This is a genomic window from Phytomonospora endophytica (assembly GCF_014202425.1).
In the GTDB taxonomy this organism is placed as follows: Bacteria; Actinomycetota; Actinomycetes; order Mycobacteriales; family Micromonosporaceae; genus Phytomonospora; species Phytomonospora endophytica.
Genome location: NZ_JACHGT010000003.1, coordinates 602832 through 618677, shown reverse-complemented (window position 1 = coordinate 618677; position 15846 = coordinate 602832). Strand labels below are relative to the sequence as shown.

At 71.2% G+C, this 15846-nt stretch carries 15 protein-coding genes and 2 pseudogenes; 7 read left to right on the top strand and 10 right to left on the bottom strand.

Annotated elements, in window-relative coordinates:
• Nucleotides 1-86: 86 nt before the first annotated feature.
• On the top strand, nt 87-1976 hold the full coding sequence (locus tag HNR73_RS09150; RefSeq protein WP_184786863.1) for a serine hydrolase domain-containing protein: 1890 nt from the start codon (nt 87-89) through the stop codon (nt 1974-1976).
• Between the two features lie 4 nt (nt 1977-1980).
• On the opposite strand, the gene HNR73_RS09145 is transcribed toward HNR73_RS09150, so the two are convergent.
• The 6 genes and pseudogenes from HNR73_RS09145 to HNR73_RS09115 all read right to left on the bottom strand — a co-directional run bounded on the left by HNR73_RS09145 (nt 1981) and on the right by HNR73_RS09115 (nt 6781).
• A complete protein-coding gene (locus tag HNR73_RS09145) occupies nt 1981-3171 on the bottom strand; it encodes a hypothetical protein (protein WP_184786862.1) in 1191 nt (396 codons plus the stop codon).
• A 45-nt stretch (nt 3172-3216) separates the two neighbouring features.
• A complete protein-coding gene (locus HNR73_RS09140) occupies nt 3217-3657 on the bottom strand; it encodes a nitroreductase family deazaflavin-dependent oxidoreductase (RefSeq protein WP_184786861.1) in 441 nt (146 codons plus the stop codon).
• A gap of 94 nt (nt 3658-3751) precedes the next feature.
• A complete protein-coding gene (locus HNR73_RS09135; protein ID WP_184786860.1) occupies nt 3752-4204 on the bottom strand; it encodes a DUF4383 domain-containing protein in 453 nt (150 codons plus the stop codon).
• A gap of 112 nt (nt 4205-4316) precedes the next feature.
• Nucleotides 4317-5519 (bottom strand): annotated as a pseudogene (locus tag HNR73_RS09130) (glycoside hydrolase family 64 protein).
• 177 nt (nt 5520-5696) lie between these two features.
• Nucleotides 5697-6269, bottom strand: a complete 573-nt coding sequence (locus HNR73_RS09120; protein WP_184786857.1) for a TetR/AcrR family transcriptional regulator — start codon at nt 6267-6269, stop codon at nt 5697-5699.
• A gap of 38 nt (nt 6270-6307) precedes the next feature.
• Entirely contained in the window at nt 6308-6781 is a 474-nt protein-coding gene (locus HNR73_RS09115) for a DUF6640 family protein (protein ID WP_184786856.1), read from the bottom strand.
• 123 nt (nt 6782-6904) lie between these two features.
• On the opposite strand from HNR73_RS09115, the gene HNR73_RS39630 reads away from it, so the two are divergent.
• The gene (locus HNR73_RS39630) at nt 6905-7774 is read left to right on the top strand and encodes an alpha/beta hydrolase (RefSeq protein WP_184786855.1); all 870 of its coding nucleotides are present in this window, start codon (nt 6905-6907) and stop codon (nt 7772-7774) included.
• A gap of 41 nt (nt 7775-7815) precedes the next feature.
• Here HNR73_RS39630 and HNR73_RS39625 read toward each other — a convergent pair.
• The 4 genes and pseudogenes from HNR73_RS39625 to HNR73_RS09095 all read right to left on the bottom strand — a co-directional run.
• Nucleotides 7816-8310: pseudogene (locus HNR73_RS39625) on the bottom strand (phosphatase PAP2 family protein); the annotation flags it as partial.
• Nucleotides 8311-8660: 350 nt separating this feature from the next.
• Nucleotides 8661-9299, bottom strand: a complete 639-nt coding sequence (locus HNR73_RS09105; RefSeq protein WP_184786854.1) for a maleylpyruvate isomerase N-terminal domain-containing protein — start codon at nt 9297-9299, stop codon at nt 8661-8663.
• 17 nt (nt 9300-9316) lie between these two features.
• Nucleotides 9317-10012 (bottom strand): response regulator, encoded by a 696-nt coding sequence (locus tag HNR73_RS09100; protein WP_184786853.1) that lies wholly within the window; start codon nt 10010-10012, stop codon nt 9317-9319.
• Nucleotides 10009-11133 (bottom strand): sensor histidine kinase, encoded by a 1125-nt coding sequence (locus HNR73_RS09095; protein ID WP_184786852.1) that lies wholly within the window; start codon nt 11131-11133, stop codon nt 10009-10011. Before HNR73_RS09095 ends, HNR73_RS09100 begins: the two co-directional genes overlap by 4 nt.
• Before the next feature lie 178 nt (nt 11134-11311).
• Here HNR73_RS09095 and HNR73_RS09090 point away from each other — a divergent pair, with 178 nt between their 5' ends.
• The 5 genes from HNR73_RS09090 to HNR73_RS09070 all read left to right on the top strand — a co-directional run bounded on the left by HNR73_RS09090 (nt 11312) and on the right by HNR73_RS09070 (nt 15843).
• Nucleotides 11312-11539: a hypothetical protein gene (locus HNR73_RS09090; protein WP_184786851.1), complete on the top strand. Its 228-nt coding sequence runs from the start codon at nt 11312-11314 to the stop codon at nt 11537-11539.
• Nucleotides 11536-12528, top strand: coding sequence for an AF_0692 family protein (locus HNR73_RS09085; RefSeq protein WP_184786850.1), 993 nt, complete (start codon nt 11536-11538; stop codon nt 12526-12528). The genes HNR73_RS09090 and HNR73_RS09085 overlap by 4 nt, the downstream gene beginning before the upstream one ends.
• A gap of 196 nt (nt 12529-12724) precedes the next feature.
• Nucleotides 12725-14257 (top strand): DHA2 family efflux MFS transporter permease subunit, encoded by a 1533-nt coding sequence (locus tag HNR73_RS09080; RefSeq protein WP_184786849.1) that lies wholly within the window; start codon nt 12725-12727, stop codon nt 14255-14257.
• A gap of 117 nt (nt 14258-14374) precedes the next feature.
• Nucleotides 14375-14890: a SigE family RNA polymerase sigma factor gene (locus HNR73_RS09075; RefSeq protein ID WP_184786848.1), complete on the top strand. Its 516-nt coding sequence runs from the start codon at nt 14375-14377 to the stop codon at nt 14888-14890.
• Nucleotides 14887-15843, top strand: a complete 957-nt coding sequence (locus tag HNR73_RS09070; protein WP_184786847.1) for a hypothetical protein — start codon at nt 14887-14889, stop codon at nt 15841-15843. Before HNR73_RS09075 ends, HNR73_RS09070 begins: the two co-directional genes overlap by 4 nt.
• The last annotated feature ends 3 nt before the right edge of the window (nt 15844-15846 follow it).

The following is a 15846-nucleotide window of genomic DNA, read 5'->3' as shown; positions in this document are numbered from 1 at the left end:
GATGACTCCCGGGGGCGGAGACCGGCCGCGTGAGTGCCGCCCGTGAGGTCATGTCGCGGGCGCCCGGCCGCAACAGGCTTGGCGGCATGAGCAAACGCATCCCCGCACTGGCGCTGGCGGCACTGTCGGCGGCGCTGGTCGTCGCCGTTCCCGCGCCCGTCTCGGCCGCCCCTCCCGAACTCACCGCCGCCAACGTCGCCGCCTTCTTCGACGAGCGCCTGCCGCCGCTGCTGGACGGCGGCCCCATGCCGGGCGCGGCCGTCTCGGTCGTGTCCGGCGGCGAGCAGGTCTTCACCGGCGGCTACGGCGTCGCCGACGTCGGCACCGGCGAGCCCGTCGACCCCGAGCGCACCGCCTTCTTCATCGCCTCGGTCACCAAGCTCTTCACCGGGACCGCCGTCATGCAGCAGGTCGAGCGCGGCGTCCTCGACCTCGACACCGACGTCAACGACTACCTCACGACCTTCCAGATCCCCGACACCTATCCCGGCGAGCCCATCACCCTGCGCCACCTGCTCACCCACACCGCCGGATTCGACGGGCTCGTCCTCGGCATCGGCGCCTCCGATCCGGCCGACGTGATCCCGCTCGGCGAGTACGTCGAGAAGTTCCTCCCCGACCGCGTCCGGCCGCCCGGCGAGGTCTCCTCCTACGACAACTTCGCCGTCTCACTCGCCGGGTACGTCGTCGAGGCCGTCACCGGCACGCCCTTCGCCGACCAGGTCCGCGACCACCTCTTCACCCCGCTGGGCATGACCGCGACCTCGCTCGCGCAGCCCGCTCCCGCCGAGATCACCGACGCCCTCGCGCGCGGCTACACCCCCGTGGACGGGAAACAGGCCGAGATCGGCGGACAGTACGGCTTCGACGCGCCCGCCGGAGCCGGGACGATCAGCACGGCCGCCGACATGGGCCGCTTCATGATCGCCCACCTCGACGGCGGCGGAGGCGTCCTCGCACCGGCGACGGCCGCGATGATGCACCAACGGCAGTTCGGCAACCACCCGGCGATGCCCGGCCTCGGCCTGAACTTCATGGAGCAGAACCTCGGCGGGAACCGGGTCGTCGAGCACGGCGGCGACTCCCCGGGCTTCCACAGTGGACTATGGCTCTTCCCCGAGCGGGACACCGGCGTGTTCGTCACCTACAACGGCGACGGCGACGGGACCACCGACCTGCGCGGCGAACTCATCACCGCCTTCACCGAGCACTTCTTCCCCACCCCGGCCGAGGCGCCCGCGCCCTTCCCCGGTGACTCCGAGGGACTCGCCGGCACCTACCAGATCGCCCGCATGAGCCGCACCGACGCCACACGCGTCCTCACCGTCATCACCACGGTCACCGTCGCCACCAAGGACGACGGCACCCTCGACATCGCCGGCGAGACGTACTCCCCGGTCGGCGAGGACCTCTACCGGGCCGCCGACGGCGTCCTCGCCGGATTCCGCCGCGACGCCGAAGGACAGGCCGCCTACCTGTTCTTCAGCGACCAGCAGGCCGAGACCTACGAACGCCTCGCCTGGTACGCCGACCCCGGCCTGCACCTCGTCGTGCTCGCCGCGCTGGCCCTGGCGCTGCTGTCGACCGTCTGGTGGCTCTTCTCGGCGCTGCGGCGCCGCCGCGAAGCCCCCGCGCCCCTGGGCGCGCGGCTCGCCCGCATCACCGTCGCGGTGTTCTTCGCCGCGGTGCTCGGCGCCGTCGTCACCGCGATCCAGGCCGCGGGGGACGAGGCCGCCACGATCGTCGCGGTCCTCGAAGGCGGGTCCGCCCTGCTCAACCGGATCCCGGCATTGCTGACGGCGGCCGCCCTGGCCGGCGCGGCCGCCGTCGTGTTCGCCGTGCTCGCCTGGCGGCGAGGCTGGTGGACCCGCCCGCTGCGGGTCCACTACGGACTCGTCGTGCTGTGCGCGCTGGCGTTCCTGGCCGTGGCCGGGTACTACCAGCTGCTCGGCTGGCCCGTGACGGCCCGCCTGTGAACGGCTACGTCGCGGGCGGCACGAAGGCCGAGGCGGCCGAGCCGGGTTTCCCGCCCGACATCGTGAGGAACCCGCCGTTGACGTCGGTGGTGTACATGCCCTGGTCGGTGTCGTCGGTCAGGCTGACCACGATCTCGATCGCACCGGCGGGGGAGTCGCCGACGATCGCGCGTGTCACCGAGACCTGGAGTTCGGTCGGCGCGGTGATGCCGGTGGCCTCCATGGCCTTGTCGACGAGCTCGGGGATCTTGCGGTAGTCGACCTCACCGGCGTCGAAGAGGGCGGCGAGGGTCTGCTCCGGCGTGGCCTGGAGGGGCTCGTCGGAGCGGGTCGCCTCGCCCTTCTCATAGGTGTAGATGTTCAGGATCGTGGCGCCCGGCTCGCTGGGCGCCACGGCGGTGACCTTGCCCTTTTCGAACATGAGCTGGGCGACCTTGTCGGCTCCGGCCTTCTCGGTCAGCGCGTCGACGGCGGCGTCCTGGCGCCAGTTGCGGGCGTAGTCGTCGGGATCGATGTCGCCGAGCACGCCTTCGGCGCCGACCCGGAAGTCGTCGCGGAACACCCCGACGGGCGCGGCGACGCCGATGGCGAGGGCCAGCGCGTAGAGCACGACGCGCAGCGGCCTGCGCCGCTTGCCCTTACCGAGCAGGGGCTGGCGGCCGATGGGCTTGCCGTCCTTACCGGGCAGCCAGAGCGGCGCCTCTTCGGGGACGTCCTCGCCCTCCTCCTTGATGCGCTTGCGCCACTCGCGGTCGGGACGGCGGACGATGAAGGCCTCGGGCCGTTCCTCGTCGGGTCGGGCGACGAGCTTGACGAGCCCGGGCTGGTAGTCCGAGGTCTCCTTGGGGCCGACGAACAGCTGCGCGCGGGTCTTGTAGGCGTCACGATCCTCGGGCGCGACGACCAGCGTGATGTTGCACAGCGTCGCCTCGTTGATCTCGACGTCGGTGCGGTTGACGCTGGTGATCCTGGCCAAGGCGCCGCCGTCGGCGGCGAGGGCGGCGGCGACCGCCTTCTCCGAGGGCTCGTAGTTGCCGCGCCCGCCGATGCGTGGAATGCCGATCGCCGCGCTGCCCACCGCGACGAGGATCGCCGGCAGCCACAGCCACACGAAGCTCGCGTCGAGGGTCACGTACTCGAGCGCGATCGCGCCGGCGGCGAGTCCGGTGGATAGTAAAAAGACGATGATAAGCATGATGGGCGCCACCTTATAGGCCGCGACGCCCGCGCGCGAGCGGCCTCAGCCCTCGACGCGCCGGAGCGCGATGACGGGGATGTCGCGCTCGGTCTTTTGCTGGTAATCGTCCCAGCCGGTCCAGACCTTCTTCAGTTCCGGCCAGACCCGGGCCTTCTCCTCGGCGGACAGGGTGCGCGCCTCGGCCTCGAAGCGTTCGGTGTTGACGCGCAGGCGCACGCGCGGGTTCTCCTGGAGGCTGAGATACCAAAGGGGGTGCGTCTCGCTGCCGCCGTTGGAGGCGACCACGAGGTGGTCCTCGCCGTCGCGCCCGTACATCAGGACCGTCCGGTGCCAGTCGCCGCTGCGGCGGCCGACGTAGTCCAGGAGCAGGCAGGGGATGCCTTGCGTGGTGGTGCCCTTCGTGCCGCCGGACTCCTCGTAGAGCGCGGCCTGCTTGGCGACCCAGGCGGACTTGCTCTGGCGTACGGCGCTGTCGTTCGGCATGGGTTCTCCTCGCGCGTTTCGGTGGACGCAGCAACCCAACCTCCCGGCCGCGACGGGTATTCCGCGGTGGGAAGGCCGGGTCCACTGTGGCCGGTCAGTCGCTCCCGCGCCTGCCCAGGGCCGCGCCGAGCAGGATCATGCCCAGGGCCAGTCCGAGGTGCAGCCAGTTGTCGGCGGTGTTGACCGGGATGAAGTTGGCGGCGCTGTCGTGGTCGACGATCAGGCCGAAAAGCCAGATCAGCCCGTATACGACTCCGCCGCCGAGCAGGAACGTGCGTGCCCCCGCCCAGGTCCGGGCCATGGCCACACCCGCCACACCGAACAGCAGGTGTACGAGGTTGTGCAGGATCGACACCTGGAAGACGCCGAGCAGCATGGCCCCCGAAGCGTGGCCGGCGAAGGACATCTCGCCGAAGCCGGTGGTGAGGCCCGGGATGAAACCGGCGATCCCCGCCAGCAGGAACACGACGCCGATGGCCAGTGCGGCGATCTGCACGGGCGTGTGCGGAATCGCGGTGGTCGACGGCCGGTGAGCGTGAGCGGTCATGGTGACCTCCTCAGGGCCGGGTGCCCACGAAAAGAGGGCGACCGGATTTAGGCCCTTTCGCCCCCATTCTACGGTCCGGTGGCGCGGTGAGCGCCACCGGACCGCGCCTGGTTCACCAGCCGACGGTGATGGTCAGTCCGCTCGGCGGGTTGGCGTTGGGGAGGATCTTGACGCTGCTCTGGTCGTTGACGTCGTCGTAGGGGAACCCGTAGGCCCGGTTGGCGAGGCCGATGGTGTGGAAGAAGGCCGAGTACTCGTTGTCGGTCGCGCCGGCGTAGTACGCCGAGGCCTGCCACCAGGTCGCGGTGTTGGCGGCGACGCCTCGGTTGAAGGCGGCGCAGAACTCCGCGCCGAGCTCCAGTTCGGTGACGTTCATGCCGGGCGAGGCCAGCGCCCCGGAGCAGGAGAAGACGTCGGCCGATGTCGGCTTGTTGAGGTAGAAGGGCCCGGCGCCGTTCTTGGTGAACTGGAGCCGCCCGCCGCTGACGCGACCGGTGAAGGTCTGGCCGAGGCGGTTGAGGGTGAACTGTCCGGTCGTGTACTGGTTCCAGACGGCGTTGATGTAGCCCTGGAGGTAGCCGGCGTTGGCCCCTCCGGGCCGGAAGGCGGGCGAGCTGCGCGGCGCCAGGATGCGGCGGGAGTCGAGGAGCCCGTCGAAGGCGCTCGACACGGCCTGCGTGAACCGGGCGCGCACCTGGTCGCGGGTCGCGGTGATGCCGACGGTCTGGTCGTAGCCGATGGCGCTCTGGGTGAGGCGGGCGGTCATCGGGAATCCGAACATGTCGACCTGGGTGGTGTTGCCGCCGAAGGGGACGAGGCCGTGGATGTAGGTGAACTCGTACCAGTCGAAGGCCGTCTGGAGGTTGGGGTCGCCGGGGTTGTTGATGTCCGGGCCGCCCCATCCGCGGTCGTCGGGGGAGATGGGGAAGTACATGGGCTCGCCGTAGGAGACTTACATGCGCGCGCCTTCGATGCGCGGGGGCATGGCGACGGTGCGCGCCTGGGCGAGCGTGTAGGACATGTTGGCGTAGTTGCGGCCGTTCTTGGTGAGGTGGCCGGGGGCGTTCTCGTCGTTGTGGTTGATGGGGCGCAGGGTCCCGTCGGTGCGGAGATAGGCCCACTGACCGGGGGAGGACTGGCCCATCACGGTGATGTACACCTGGGCGTCGGACCAGGTGCCGCGAGTGTTGTTGACGACGGTGACGGGGAAGGAGCCGGCCGGGGCGGCCGAAGGCGCGGGGGGAGCGGCCAGTACGCCCGCGACGAGGGCGACGGCGGCGGTCAGTGCGGCGGTTAAGCGGGATGCGGGAGTCATCGGAAGGTGCCTCCTGTGCCGGGTGGCGACCCGTTACTAACAGGTCAGTAACTTTAAGGCCAGGCTAGCGGATATCGGCTGAAATGCAACGGATCGCCGTGGGGAGTGCGGGGATGACACGCGCTGTGGTCGGGGGAGATGTCCCCTGTGGTGGCCCCGGCGCCCCGGCGCTCCGGATCAGCCGGTGACCGGCGGCCGCAGCCCGTCGAGGGCCAGTTCGATGAAGCGGCGCCAGTCGCCGATGCCGTCGCGGCCGATCATGGCGACGGCACCGACGAGCATGTAGAGGTCGGCGGTCGTGGCGTCGGCACGGAACCGCCCGTCGGCGCGCCCACGGGCGAGGATCTCCTCGCCGAGTTCGACGAGCTTCGCGCCCACCTCGCCGCGCGGTTCGGTGTCGCCGAGGACCGCTTCGATGGCCCCCGACAGTGCCCGCTCCCGCTCGTGGACCTCGGCGACGTGGGTGAGGAAGCAGGCCAGCGCGCGCCGGGCGTCCGGCTCGGGCAGGCAGACCCGGCGGGCGTGGTCGAGGATGCCGGTGAAGCGGCGTTCGGCGGTGGCCTCGATGAGCGCGCGGCGGGTCGGGAAGTGGCGGTAGACGGTGCCGATGCCGACCCCGGCTTCGCGCGCCACGTCGGCCATCTGGACCTCGTCGCCGCGTGCGGCGAACAGCGCCGAAGCCGTGTCGAGGACGTGCTCGCGGTTGCGGGCGGCGTCGGTGCGGAGCTTGCGGCTGGTCGGGCTCGGCATCGGAGTCTCCGTCGGAGGGTCGGGGGTCGCGAAGGAGGTTACCCGGCGGCCGGGCGCGGGATGGGGGAACGCGTGCGCTCCAGCACGAGGGCGGCGGCGAGGAGCAGGAGCATGACCAGCGCGATGAACAGCTGCGGGTCGAGCCCGATGAGCTTGAGGCCGTCGGCGTGCTCGGGATCCTGGGCGGCCGTGCCGGGGAAGAGCAGCGCCCCGAACATGCCAAGCCAGGTGACCGAGGCGAGCGCGGCGGCGACGAGGAACTGCCCGCGGAGGTTCCCGGTGCGCCGCCACAGGATCGCGATGCCGACGAGCCCGATCAGCGCGCCCATGACGATGTACTGGGCGTCGTGGAACTTCGCGTGCGGCGGCCACGCGGGGTTGTGCAGGTGGCGCTCGGCGATGTCGGGGACGACGAGGTCGGCGAGGAGCGGTCCGAAGAGGGTGAAGAAGAGGACGACGCGCACCAGGATGCGGGGGAGTGTCCAGTGGCGGGTGGGGGCGGTGGCCGGCATGGGTGGGTCCTGTCGTCGACGAGAATGGAAGCGGAATCCGATTCCGTTTGGAGTGTAGGCGGGAGATCCCACGAACGTCAACGGCGGGGCTCGGGAGGTGGACGCCACCTGGGACCATCCGGCATGCCCACACGCCGCAAGCTCCTCATCGCCGGTGGCGCCGCCGCCGGGCTGACCGCCCTGGCCGCCGGCCTTGTCGAGGCGCGGGTCCTGCCCGGCCGTGCCACCGTGCACGAGTTCCTCGGCCTCACCGGCGAGGACGGCGTCGTCCCCGACATCGAGCCCGGCGAACGCCTCACCGGATCCTTCGTGTCGGCGGCGATTCCCGGAACCGAGACCGCCTGGGCCGTCGCACTCCCGCCGGGCCGCCCGGCGGACGGGCTCCCCGTCGCCGTGTACCTGCACGGTCGCGGCGCCGACCACCGGCACGCCGAGACCGTCGGCCTCGGCCACTTCCTCGCCGCCGCCGTCGGCGCGGGAGTCCCGCCTTTCGCGCTCGCGGCGGTCGACGGCGGCGCCGACGGCTTCTGGCATCCCCGCGCGTCGGGTGATCCCGAGCGGATGATCGTCGAGGAATTCCTGCCGCGACTGTCCACCCTGGGTCTGTCCACCGCCCGGATCGGCCTCCTCGGCCACTCCATGGGCGGATTCGGCGCGCTCTCCGTCGCCGGGCGCCACCGGGACACCGTCGCCGCGGCGGTCGCGGTGTCACCGGCGATCTGGCGGGGCTTCGACGAGGCCCAGCCGGGTGCCTTCGACGACGTCGCCGACTTCGACCGGCATGATCTCTTCACGCGCCGGCCCGAACTGGCCGGACTTCCGCTGCGCGTCGACTGCGGAAACGACGACCCTTTCGCGCCGAACGTCGCCGACTACCTCGACGGGCTCCCCGACTGCGAAGGCGGCATGACCCCCGGGCTGCACACCGACGGGTTCTTGCGCCGGGTCGCGCCCGCGGGGCTCGCCTTCCTCGGCGAGCGGCTCGCCCGCTGACGCATCCGCCACGCGAGCGTCGCCGCGCCGAGGGCCGCCAGCCACGTCAGGCCGAGCAGCCAGCCGCCGAGCACGTCGCTCGGGTAGTGCACGCCGAGGTAGATCCGCGACAGCCCGACCGCGACGGTCCCGACCGCACCGGCCGTCCACGCCGTCGCCTTCGCCGTGGCACTCCCGGTCACCAGGCAGAGCAGCCAGGCGATCACGGCGAAGCCGACCAGTGACGTCGAACTGTGCCCCGACGGGAACGAGAAGCCCGTCGCCGTCACCAGGTGCATCGGCGGATTCGGCCGTTCCCGGGCGATGATGAGCTTGATCCCGTTGACCAGGATCTGGATCCCGCCGAGCCCGGCGAGCGCGAGCAGGACCGGCCCCCACGAGCGCCTCGCCCGCGCGACCACGAAGGCCGTCACCGCCACACCGGCGGTCAGCAGCAGGGTGCCGCCGAGGTCGGTGACCGCGATCTCGACCTGGTTGAGGACCGGCACGCGCCGGTCGGCCAGCCAGTCGACGGTGGGCGCGTCGACGACCGTCATGTCGTCGCCCTCCACGACACCGTCGAGGATCTCGGCGAACATCGAGCCGAACAGCAGCACCGCACCCGCTCCGGCGATGAGGATGAGCGCCTCCGCGGCGACCCACACCGTCAGCCGCGAGAACCCGGCGCGGCCGCGGTCGCCCGCCGCGCGAGCCCACGACGTGCCGCCGATCCGGGCCACCGCGGGCCGCAGGGACCACACGATCGCATAAGCGAAGGCGACTACCTGAGCGGCGATCACCAGGCTCGCCAGCAGGCTCCACTGCACGGTCACTCCATCCGGACGGGGCCGACGCGGGCGACGATATCGCGGATCGGCGGCCCCCGGAGTCGATCTTCAGCGGGGCTTCAGCCTCGCGGTTCACCGAACCAGCGCCAGTCGGTGAGTCTCGGGCGGCCGGGGAGCTCACCGCGCCCGGTCGCCCAGAGCAGCGTCGCCCACGGATCGGTGTCCACCGGCACCGCCGGGAACAACCGGTACAGCACCCGCGCGCACAGCTCCGGCGGCGGCGCCCACGCGAAGCCCAGACCGAGCGAGAGATCGTGGGTGTGGACGAGGGTCTCGACCACGCCCATCGCCGCGAAACCCTCCGGGTCGGCCACGCCGTGCACGTGATGCGCGCGCGTGTCCGGTGAGACCGTGGCGACGACCGCCGACAGGAAGGTCCCGCAGGCCTCGATGATCTGCACCAGCCCGGCCGGCCCCGCCTCCGGATCCCCGAAGACGCTGCTCGCCGGCCCACCCGGAGTCTTGCGCTTCCAGGCGAAGGCGACGTGGGTGTCCAGCGGCGGCCGGCGCGGCCCGAGCTGCCCGGCGTAGGCGAACAGGTCGTCGGCCAGGTGCTCGGCGGTGTCCCAGCAACTCCAGGTCAGCTCCCCGGCGCGAGCCGACCAGTCGGCGTCGAGCACACCGCCGAGCGCGTCGGAGCACAAGGCGACGGCGGCGCGCACGTCGTCAGGGGTCACGGGACCGGGAGACTCGGGCATCCGGCGAGGTTACCGGGTCACTCGCCGAGCAGACCGGCGTCATGGGCCAGCAGCGCGATCTGTACCCGGTTGTTGAGGTCCAGTTTGGTCAGGATCGCCGAGACGTGCGTCTTGACCGTCGGCACGCTCAGGTGCAGCGCCCGCCCGATCTCGGCGTTCGACCGCCCCAGCCCGACCTGCACCGCGACGTCCCGCTCACGCTCGCCCAGGCCCGACAGTCGCGCCTTCGCCCGCGCCCGCCGGTCGTCGCGGCCGTCCTCGGCGACCCGCGCGATCAGCCGCCGCGTCACCGACGGCGACAGCACCGGCAGCCGCCGCGCGACGAGTCGCACCGCCTCGACGATCTCGGCCGGCGGAGTGTCCTTCAGCAGGAAACCGGCCGCGCCGGCGCGCAACGCGCGCAAGACGTGGGCGTCGGCGTCGAAGGTCGTCAGCACGATCACCTCCGGCGCGTCCGGGCGAGCCCGGACCGCCTCCGTCGCCGCCAGCCCGTCGACCGTCGGCATCCGGATGTCCATCAGCACCACGTCCGGAGCGAGCCGGTCGACCAGCGCGAGCACCTCGCCCCCGTCACCGGCCTCGCCGACGACCCGGATGTCCGCGGCGCCGCCGAGCATCATGATCAGCCCTGCCCTCACCAGCGGATCGTCGTCGACGATGAGCACGGAGACGACGGCGGAATCGGGCGAAACCCGGAAAGGCGGGACGGTCATGGCGGCCAGGGTAGCGACGCCCGCACCAGCCACTCGCCGTCCCCCGGGCCGTAGGCGACCTCACCACCGGCGAGGGCGACCCGCTCGGCGAGACCGATCAGGCCCTGACCGCCCTCAGCGGCGACGGCACCGGCGAAGCGATTGCGGACCACCGCGGTCAGACCCCGACCCGGCGCACCCGACACCTCCACCGTCACCGCCTCGCCCGGCGCGTGCTTGCGCGCGTTGGTGAGCGCCTCCTGAACGACCCGGTAAGCCGTCCGCCCGGCCAGGTCCGGCGGCTCCCCCTCGACCGCGAAAGCGAGTTCCACCGGCGTCCCCGCCCGTACCGACTCGGCGACGAGGCGTTCCACGTCGGCGATCGCCGGCTGCGGGAGCTCGCCGACGGGCGCGCGCAGGACACCGATCACCTCGCGCAGGTCCTGCAGCGCCAGGTGCGCGTTCTCGCGGATCACCCCGGCGGCGCGGACGACGTCCTCGGCGGGTGCGTCCGGCCGGAACTCCAGTGCCCCCGCGTGCACGCTCAGCAGCGACAGGCGGTGGCCCAGTACGTCATGGATCTCCCGGGCGATCGCGTCGCGCGTGTCGCGCTGCGCCTGCTCCGCGCGCATCTGCGCCTCGTTCTCGGCACGCGTGGCCCGGTCCCGCAAGGATTCGACGAGCCTGCGCCGGTGGTGCACGAACAGCCCCCACCCGACCGCCGCCGCCATCAGCGACGTCCCCATGAGCAGCGAGACCTCTCGCGGGGTGTCCGGGTCGGGGCGCACGATGACGTAGACGACCCCGGCGAGGACCGCCAGCCCGAACACCGTCATCGACACCCGGGGCCTGCGGTGGACAGCGACGGTGAACAGCGCGATGAGCATCGCCCCGGCCACCAGCTCCGAGATGGTCGAGGCCAGCACCAGGCCGACCGCCAGCTGCACCGGCCAGCGCCGCCGCAGCCACACCGCGCCGCAGCCGATCGCGCCGAGGACCTGGTCGACGTCGAAGAGCCACGCCGGTTCGGGCAGCGCGTTCGCGTCGATCCGCATCCCCGACAGCGTCAGCCCGAACAGGACGGCGAACGCGAACGCGGCCGAGTCCACGATCCAGTCGCGAGCGCCGCGCTTACGGTCCATGCCACGAACCTACCGACGCCTCTCCGGCCCGGCACGCGTTCCCACCGCCGCCGATACCGAAGTCGAGAGACCCGATACCTAAGTCGCGGCGGCCGCGCGCGAGCGGCTACCTCCGTCGCGACATCGCCTGCCGACGGCCGATCCGCTCGAAGGCCCTCGATCCATAGCGTCTGAAGACATGCGAAAGACAGTAGAGACCATCGGATTCATCCTGGTTCTCATGGGCGTCAGCGGCGCCGTGGACCGCCTCTGGACCCAGCCGATCATGAGCCTGTTCCTCAACGCCTTCGACCGCTGGGTGATCCCGCACCTCCCCTTCGCGACGGGCTACGAGGTCTACGCCAACCTCATGCTCGCCGTCGTCGGCGGCGTGATCATCCTCCTGGGCGGGAGGCTCAAGGCATGACCGGGCCCGACCGGACCGTCCCACGCCGTATCCGCTGGTCCCTCGCCCTCGGGCTGATGATCCTGTCGCCGCTGTGCGCCGAGTACCTCGTCGGCTACGACGACAGCACCGGCGACCCCCTGGCGCTGCTCGGCGGGCTGTTCATCTTCATTCCGCTCTACGGCGCCCCGGCGCTGCTCATCCGCGAGGTCGCCCGCCGCTGTGACCTGAACTGGCCGGGGATCCTGGCCCTGGCCGCGGCCGCCGGTGTCGCGCAGGCCGCCCTCATCGACCAGAGCGTCTTCAGCCAGTCCTACCGCGACATCGACTACTGGTCGGAGATGACCGGCCCGACCTACCTGGCGCCCCTGGGCCTCAGCGCCGCCACGACCCTCTCCTTCGTCGCCGGGCACGTCATCTGGAGCTTCGGCGCGCCCATCGCGGTCGTGGAGTCCTTCGCGCGTGACCGGCGGCCCTGGCTGAGGGCGCCTGGCCTCATCGTGGCCGTGGTCCTCTACCTCCTCGCGGCCGCCGTGGTCCTGCGCTGGCATCTCAGCGGTGAAGACGACCACGCCACCGCCCCCGAGCTCATCGGGGCGAGCGCGGTGGTCCTGCTGCTGGTCGTCGCCGCGTTCGCCTTCGGGCGGCGCGCCCGCGAGCCGCGCGAGGCCTTCACGCCGCGCGCGCTGCCGCTGGGGCTCGGCGCCTTCGTGCTCGGCCTGGGATATCAGTTCATGCCGCCGACATGGGCGGGCGTGGCGGGCTCGGCCGTCCTGCTCGGTGTCGCTGCGGTCGCCGTGGCGCGGTTCGCGCGGTCGCGGCGGTGGACCCGCGGGCACATCGCCGCCCTGGCGACCGGTGCGCTGGCCGCTTCGGCGACGACCGGGTACTTCGCCGACCCGATCGGCGAGGTGAGCCGGACGGCCCAGTTCGCGCACAACTCCTTCTTCTTGTTCGGGGTGCTCGTACTCGGGTTCTTCGCCTGGCGGAGTGGCCGGAGTGAGCGATAGGCCCTCGTCCCGCTCGCTCGCAAGCGCACTGTCGTGTGCGACACGTTCCGGTGCGCGCCACTTGTCACCCCGCTCTACCGCTTCGGGGGCCTCGCGCGGCCCGTCTGTGACCAGCGACACGGCTTATTCGATGTGGCGATCGGGCCCTCGCTGGGAAGACTTGGGCCTGCCTGACCCATCACTTAAGGATTCATTGATGTCCACCGTTCCGAACGGTCCAGCAGCCTCCGAGAAACTCGACGGCGGCGTGCTCAAGATCGCCGGGGTGGTCGTGCTCGGCCTGGTGATGTCCATCCTGGACATCACCGTGGTCAGTGTCGCCCTCCCGACGTTCACCACAGAGTTCAACACGAGCCTCGCCACGGCGGCGTGGACGATGACCGGCTACACCCTGGCCCTGGCCACCGTCATTCCGATCACCGGATGGGCGGCGGACCGTTTCGGGACAAAGCGCCTGTACATGCTCGCCCTGGTGTTGTTCCTGGGCGGGTCGGTGTTGTGCAGTTTCGCCTGGGACATCAACTCGCTGATCGGCTTCCGGGTCGTGCAGGGTCTCGGCGGCGGCATGCTGATGCCGCTGGGCATGACGATCATGACCCGCGCGGCCGGTCCGGCGCGCGTCGGCCGTGTGATGGCCGTGCTCGGTGTTCCGATGCTGCTCGGCCCGATCGGTGGCCCGATCCTGGGCGGCTGGCTGATCGAAGAGGTCAGCTGGCACTGGATCTTCCTGATCAACGTTCCGCTCGGCATCGTGGCCCTCATCTTCGCCGCGATCGTGCTGCCCAAGGACGAGCCGCACCCGTCGGAGTCCTTCGACTTCGTGGGCATGCTGCTGATGTCGCCCGGTCTGGCCCTGTTCCTGTTCGGTGTCTCGTCGATCCCCGAGGAGGGGACGGTCGCCGCGGCCCGCGTGCTCATTCCCGCCGCGATCGGCCTGGTGCTGATCATTGCCTTCATCTGGCACGCGTTCCGGCCGCGCCACCCGCTGGTCGACCTGCGCCTGTTCAAGAACAAGCAGCTCACCGTCGCCACGGTCACCATGTTCCTGTTCGGCATCGCCTTCTTCGGTGCCATGCTGCTGATCCCGACCTACTTCCTGCAGGTCCGCGGTGAGTCGACCCTCCACGCCGGCCTGCTGGTCGCGCCGCAGGGTCTCGGCGCCATGATCACGATGCCGATCGCCGGCCGCCTGGTCGACAAGATCGGTCCCGGAAAGATCGTCCTCGCCGGCATGGTGCTGATCCTCGGTGGCATGGGCGTGCTCACGCAGATCGAGTCGACGACGCCGTACCCGGTCCTGCTCGGTGCGCTGTTCGTCATGGGCCTCGGTATGGGTGCCACGATGATGCCGACGATGACCGCGGCGATGCAGACGCTGACCGACCACATGATCGCGCGCGGCTCCACGCTGCTCAACATCGTGCAGCAGATCGCCAGCTCCATCGGTTCGGCGATCATGTCGGTCGTGCTGACCAACCAGATCACGAGCTCGATGCTGGCCGGGCCGGCCATCGCGGCCCAGCACGACCCCGCCGTCGCCGCCCAGCTCCCGCCGGGCGCGAAGGAGCAGGGCCTGGCCGAGGCCGCCGAGGGCTTCGGTGCGACCTTCGTGCTGGCCTTCGTGCTGATCGTCGCGACCATGGTCGCCGCGTTCTTCCTCCCGAAGAAGAAGGCGCCGGCCCCCACCGGCGAAGCCGGTGAGGAGCGCGCGCCGGTGATGGTCCACTAGGACGCACCAGTTCGACAAAAGGGCCGCCCCGGGAGGGCGGCCCTTTTCGCGTGTGACGAACGGTCAAGATCAACCCGTAGACCGGTCGACCCGAACCCGTCGACGCCCAGGAGCGAGATGACACCGGAACAGGAGAGCGACTTCGAGGAATACGTCGCAGCCCAGTCGAAACGACTGTGCCGTTTCGCCTACCTGTGCTGCGCCGACTGGCACCAGGCCGAGGACGTCGTGCAGACGGCGCTGATCCGGCTCTACGGCGCCTGGGCGCGGTCCACCCGATCCTCGGTGGACGCCTACGTCCGCAAGATCATCGTCAACGCGCTGATCGACGAGCGCCGCCTGTTCCGTTTCCGGCGCGAGCAGACCCGCGACGAACTGCCCGAGAATCCCCAGCGCCCCGCCGGGCTGCCCGAGGAGCGCGTCGTCCTCATCGACGCGCTGCTGCGACTGCCCAAGCGGCAGCGGGCCGCCGTGGTCCTGCGCTACTGGGAGGACCTGCCCGGCGAGCAGGTCGCCCGCGTGCTCGGCTGCTCCAACGGCGCCGCCCGCAACCTGACCATGCGCGGCCTTGCCGGACTCCGGGAACTGCTGTCCGCCGAAGCCCTCGAACTCTTCGAAGGAGTGCCGTCATGACCACCGAGGAACTCAACCGAGCGCTCGACGAGGAGCTCGACCGCAGCACCCCCGAGGTCTCATTCCTGCCCGCGGAGGTCCTCCGGCGCGGGCGACGGAGGGCGCGGGCAAGGCTCGGCGGCTATGCCGCCGGGGGAGTCGCCGCCGTCGCGGCCGTCGCCGTCCTGCTGCCCGTGGCCTTCGGCGGGGGCATCGACCCCGACACCGGCTCCTTCGGTTCGCGACAGCAGGACCCCGGCGAATACCCCGTCGCGCTGGACCCGGACGTCGAGTACATCTGGGGTGCCGACGAATCGCGCTTCGACGAGGAGGAGGAGGTGAACGCCTACATCACGACCCCTCTGACCGAAGAGCTGACCGCGGCCTGGACCGCGGCGATCGCGGACCTCGGTATCCAGACGCGGCCCTCCTTCATGGACGAGGTGCAGCGCTACAACGAGGTCCTCACCCCCGACCAGGACCAGTCGGGCGCCTTCGGCGGGTGGGGAGGCGACGAGTCGGTCGTCCTCGCCGAACGCCCGGTCTACGGGGGGCAGGCCGAGAGCGAGGAACGCGTCATCACGATGAGGGTCTACCCCGCCGGCTCGTTCCTCCGGGGCGCGGGGACGCAGTCGAAGAACCCCAACTACCTTCTCCCGGACGCGCGCTATCTCGTCCCGGGCTGTGACCCGTACACCGAGACCGTCCAGTTTCCAGAGCCCAAGCAGGTCGAGACCACGTTCGAGTGCGTCGACGCCGACGGCCCCGACGGCGAGCAGATCCTCAGCGTGCGGCCGACGGAGATCATCGACGGGAACACGATCCGTACGATCACCTACCTGGCCGTGTACCGCCCCGACGGTTCGGCGGTGCTCATCCGCGAGCGCGTGTGGAACGAGCAGAGCGAGCCCGTGCTCACCGACGAGCAGCTGACCGGCCTCGCGCTCGCGCTGCCGTCCGTCCCGGTGGAGTGAGAC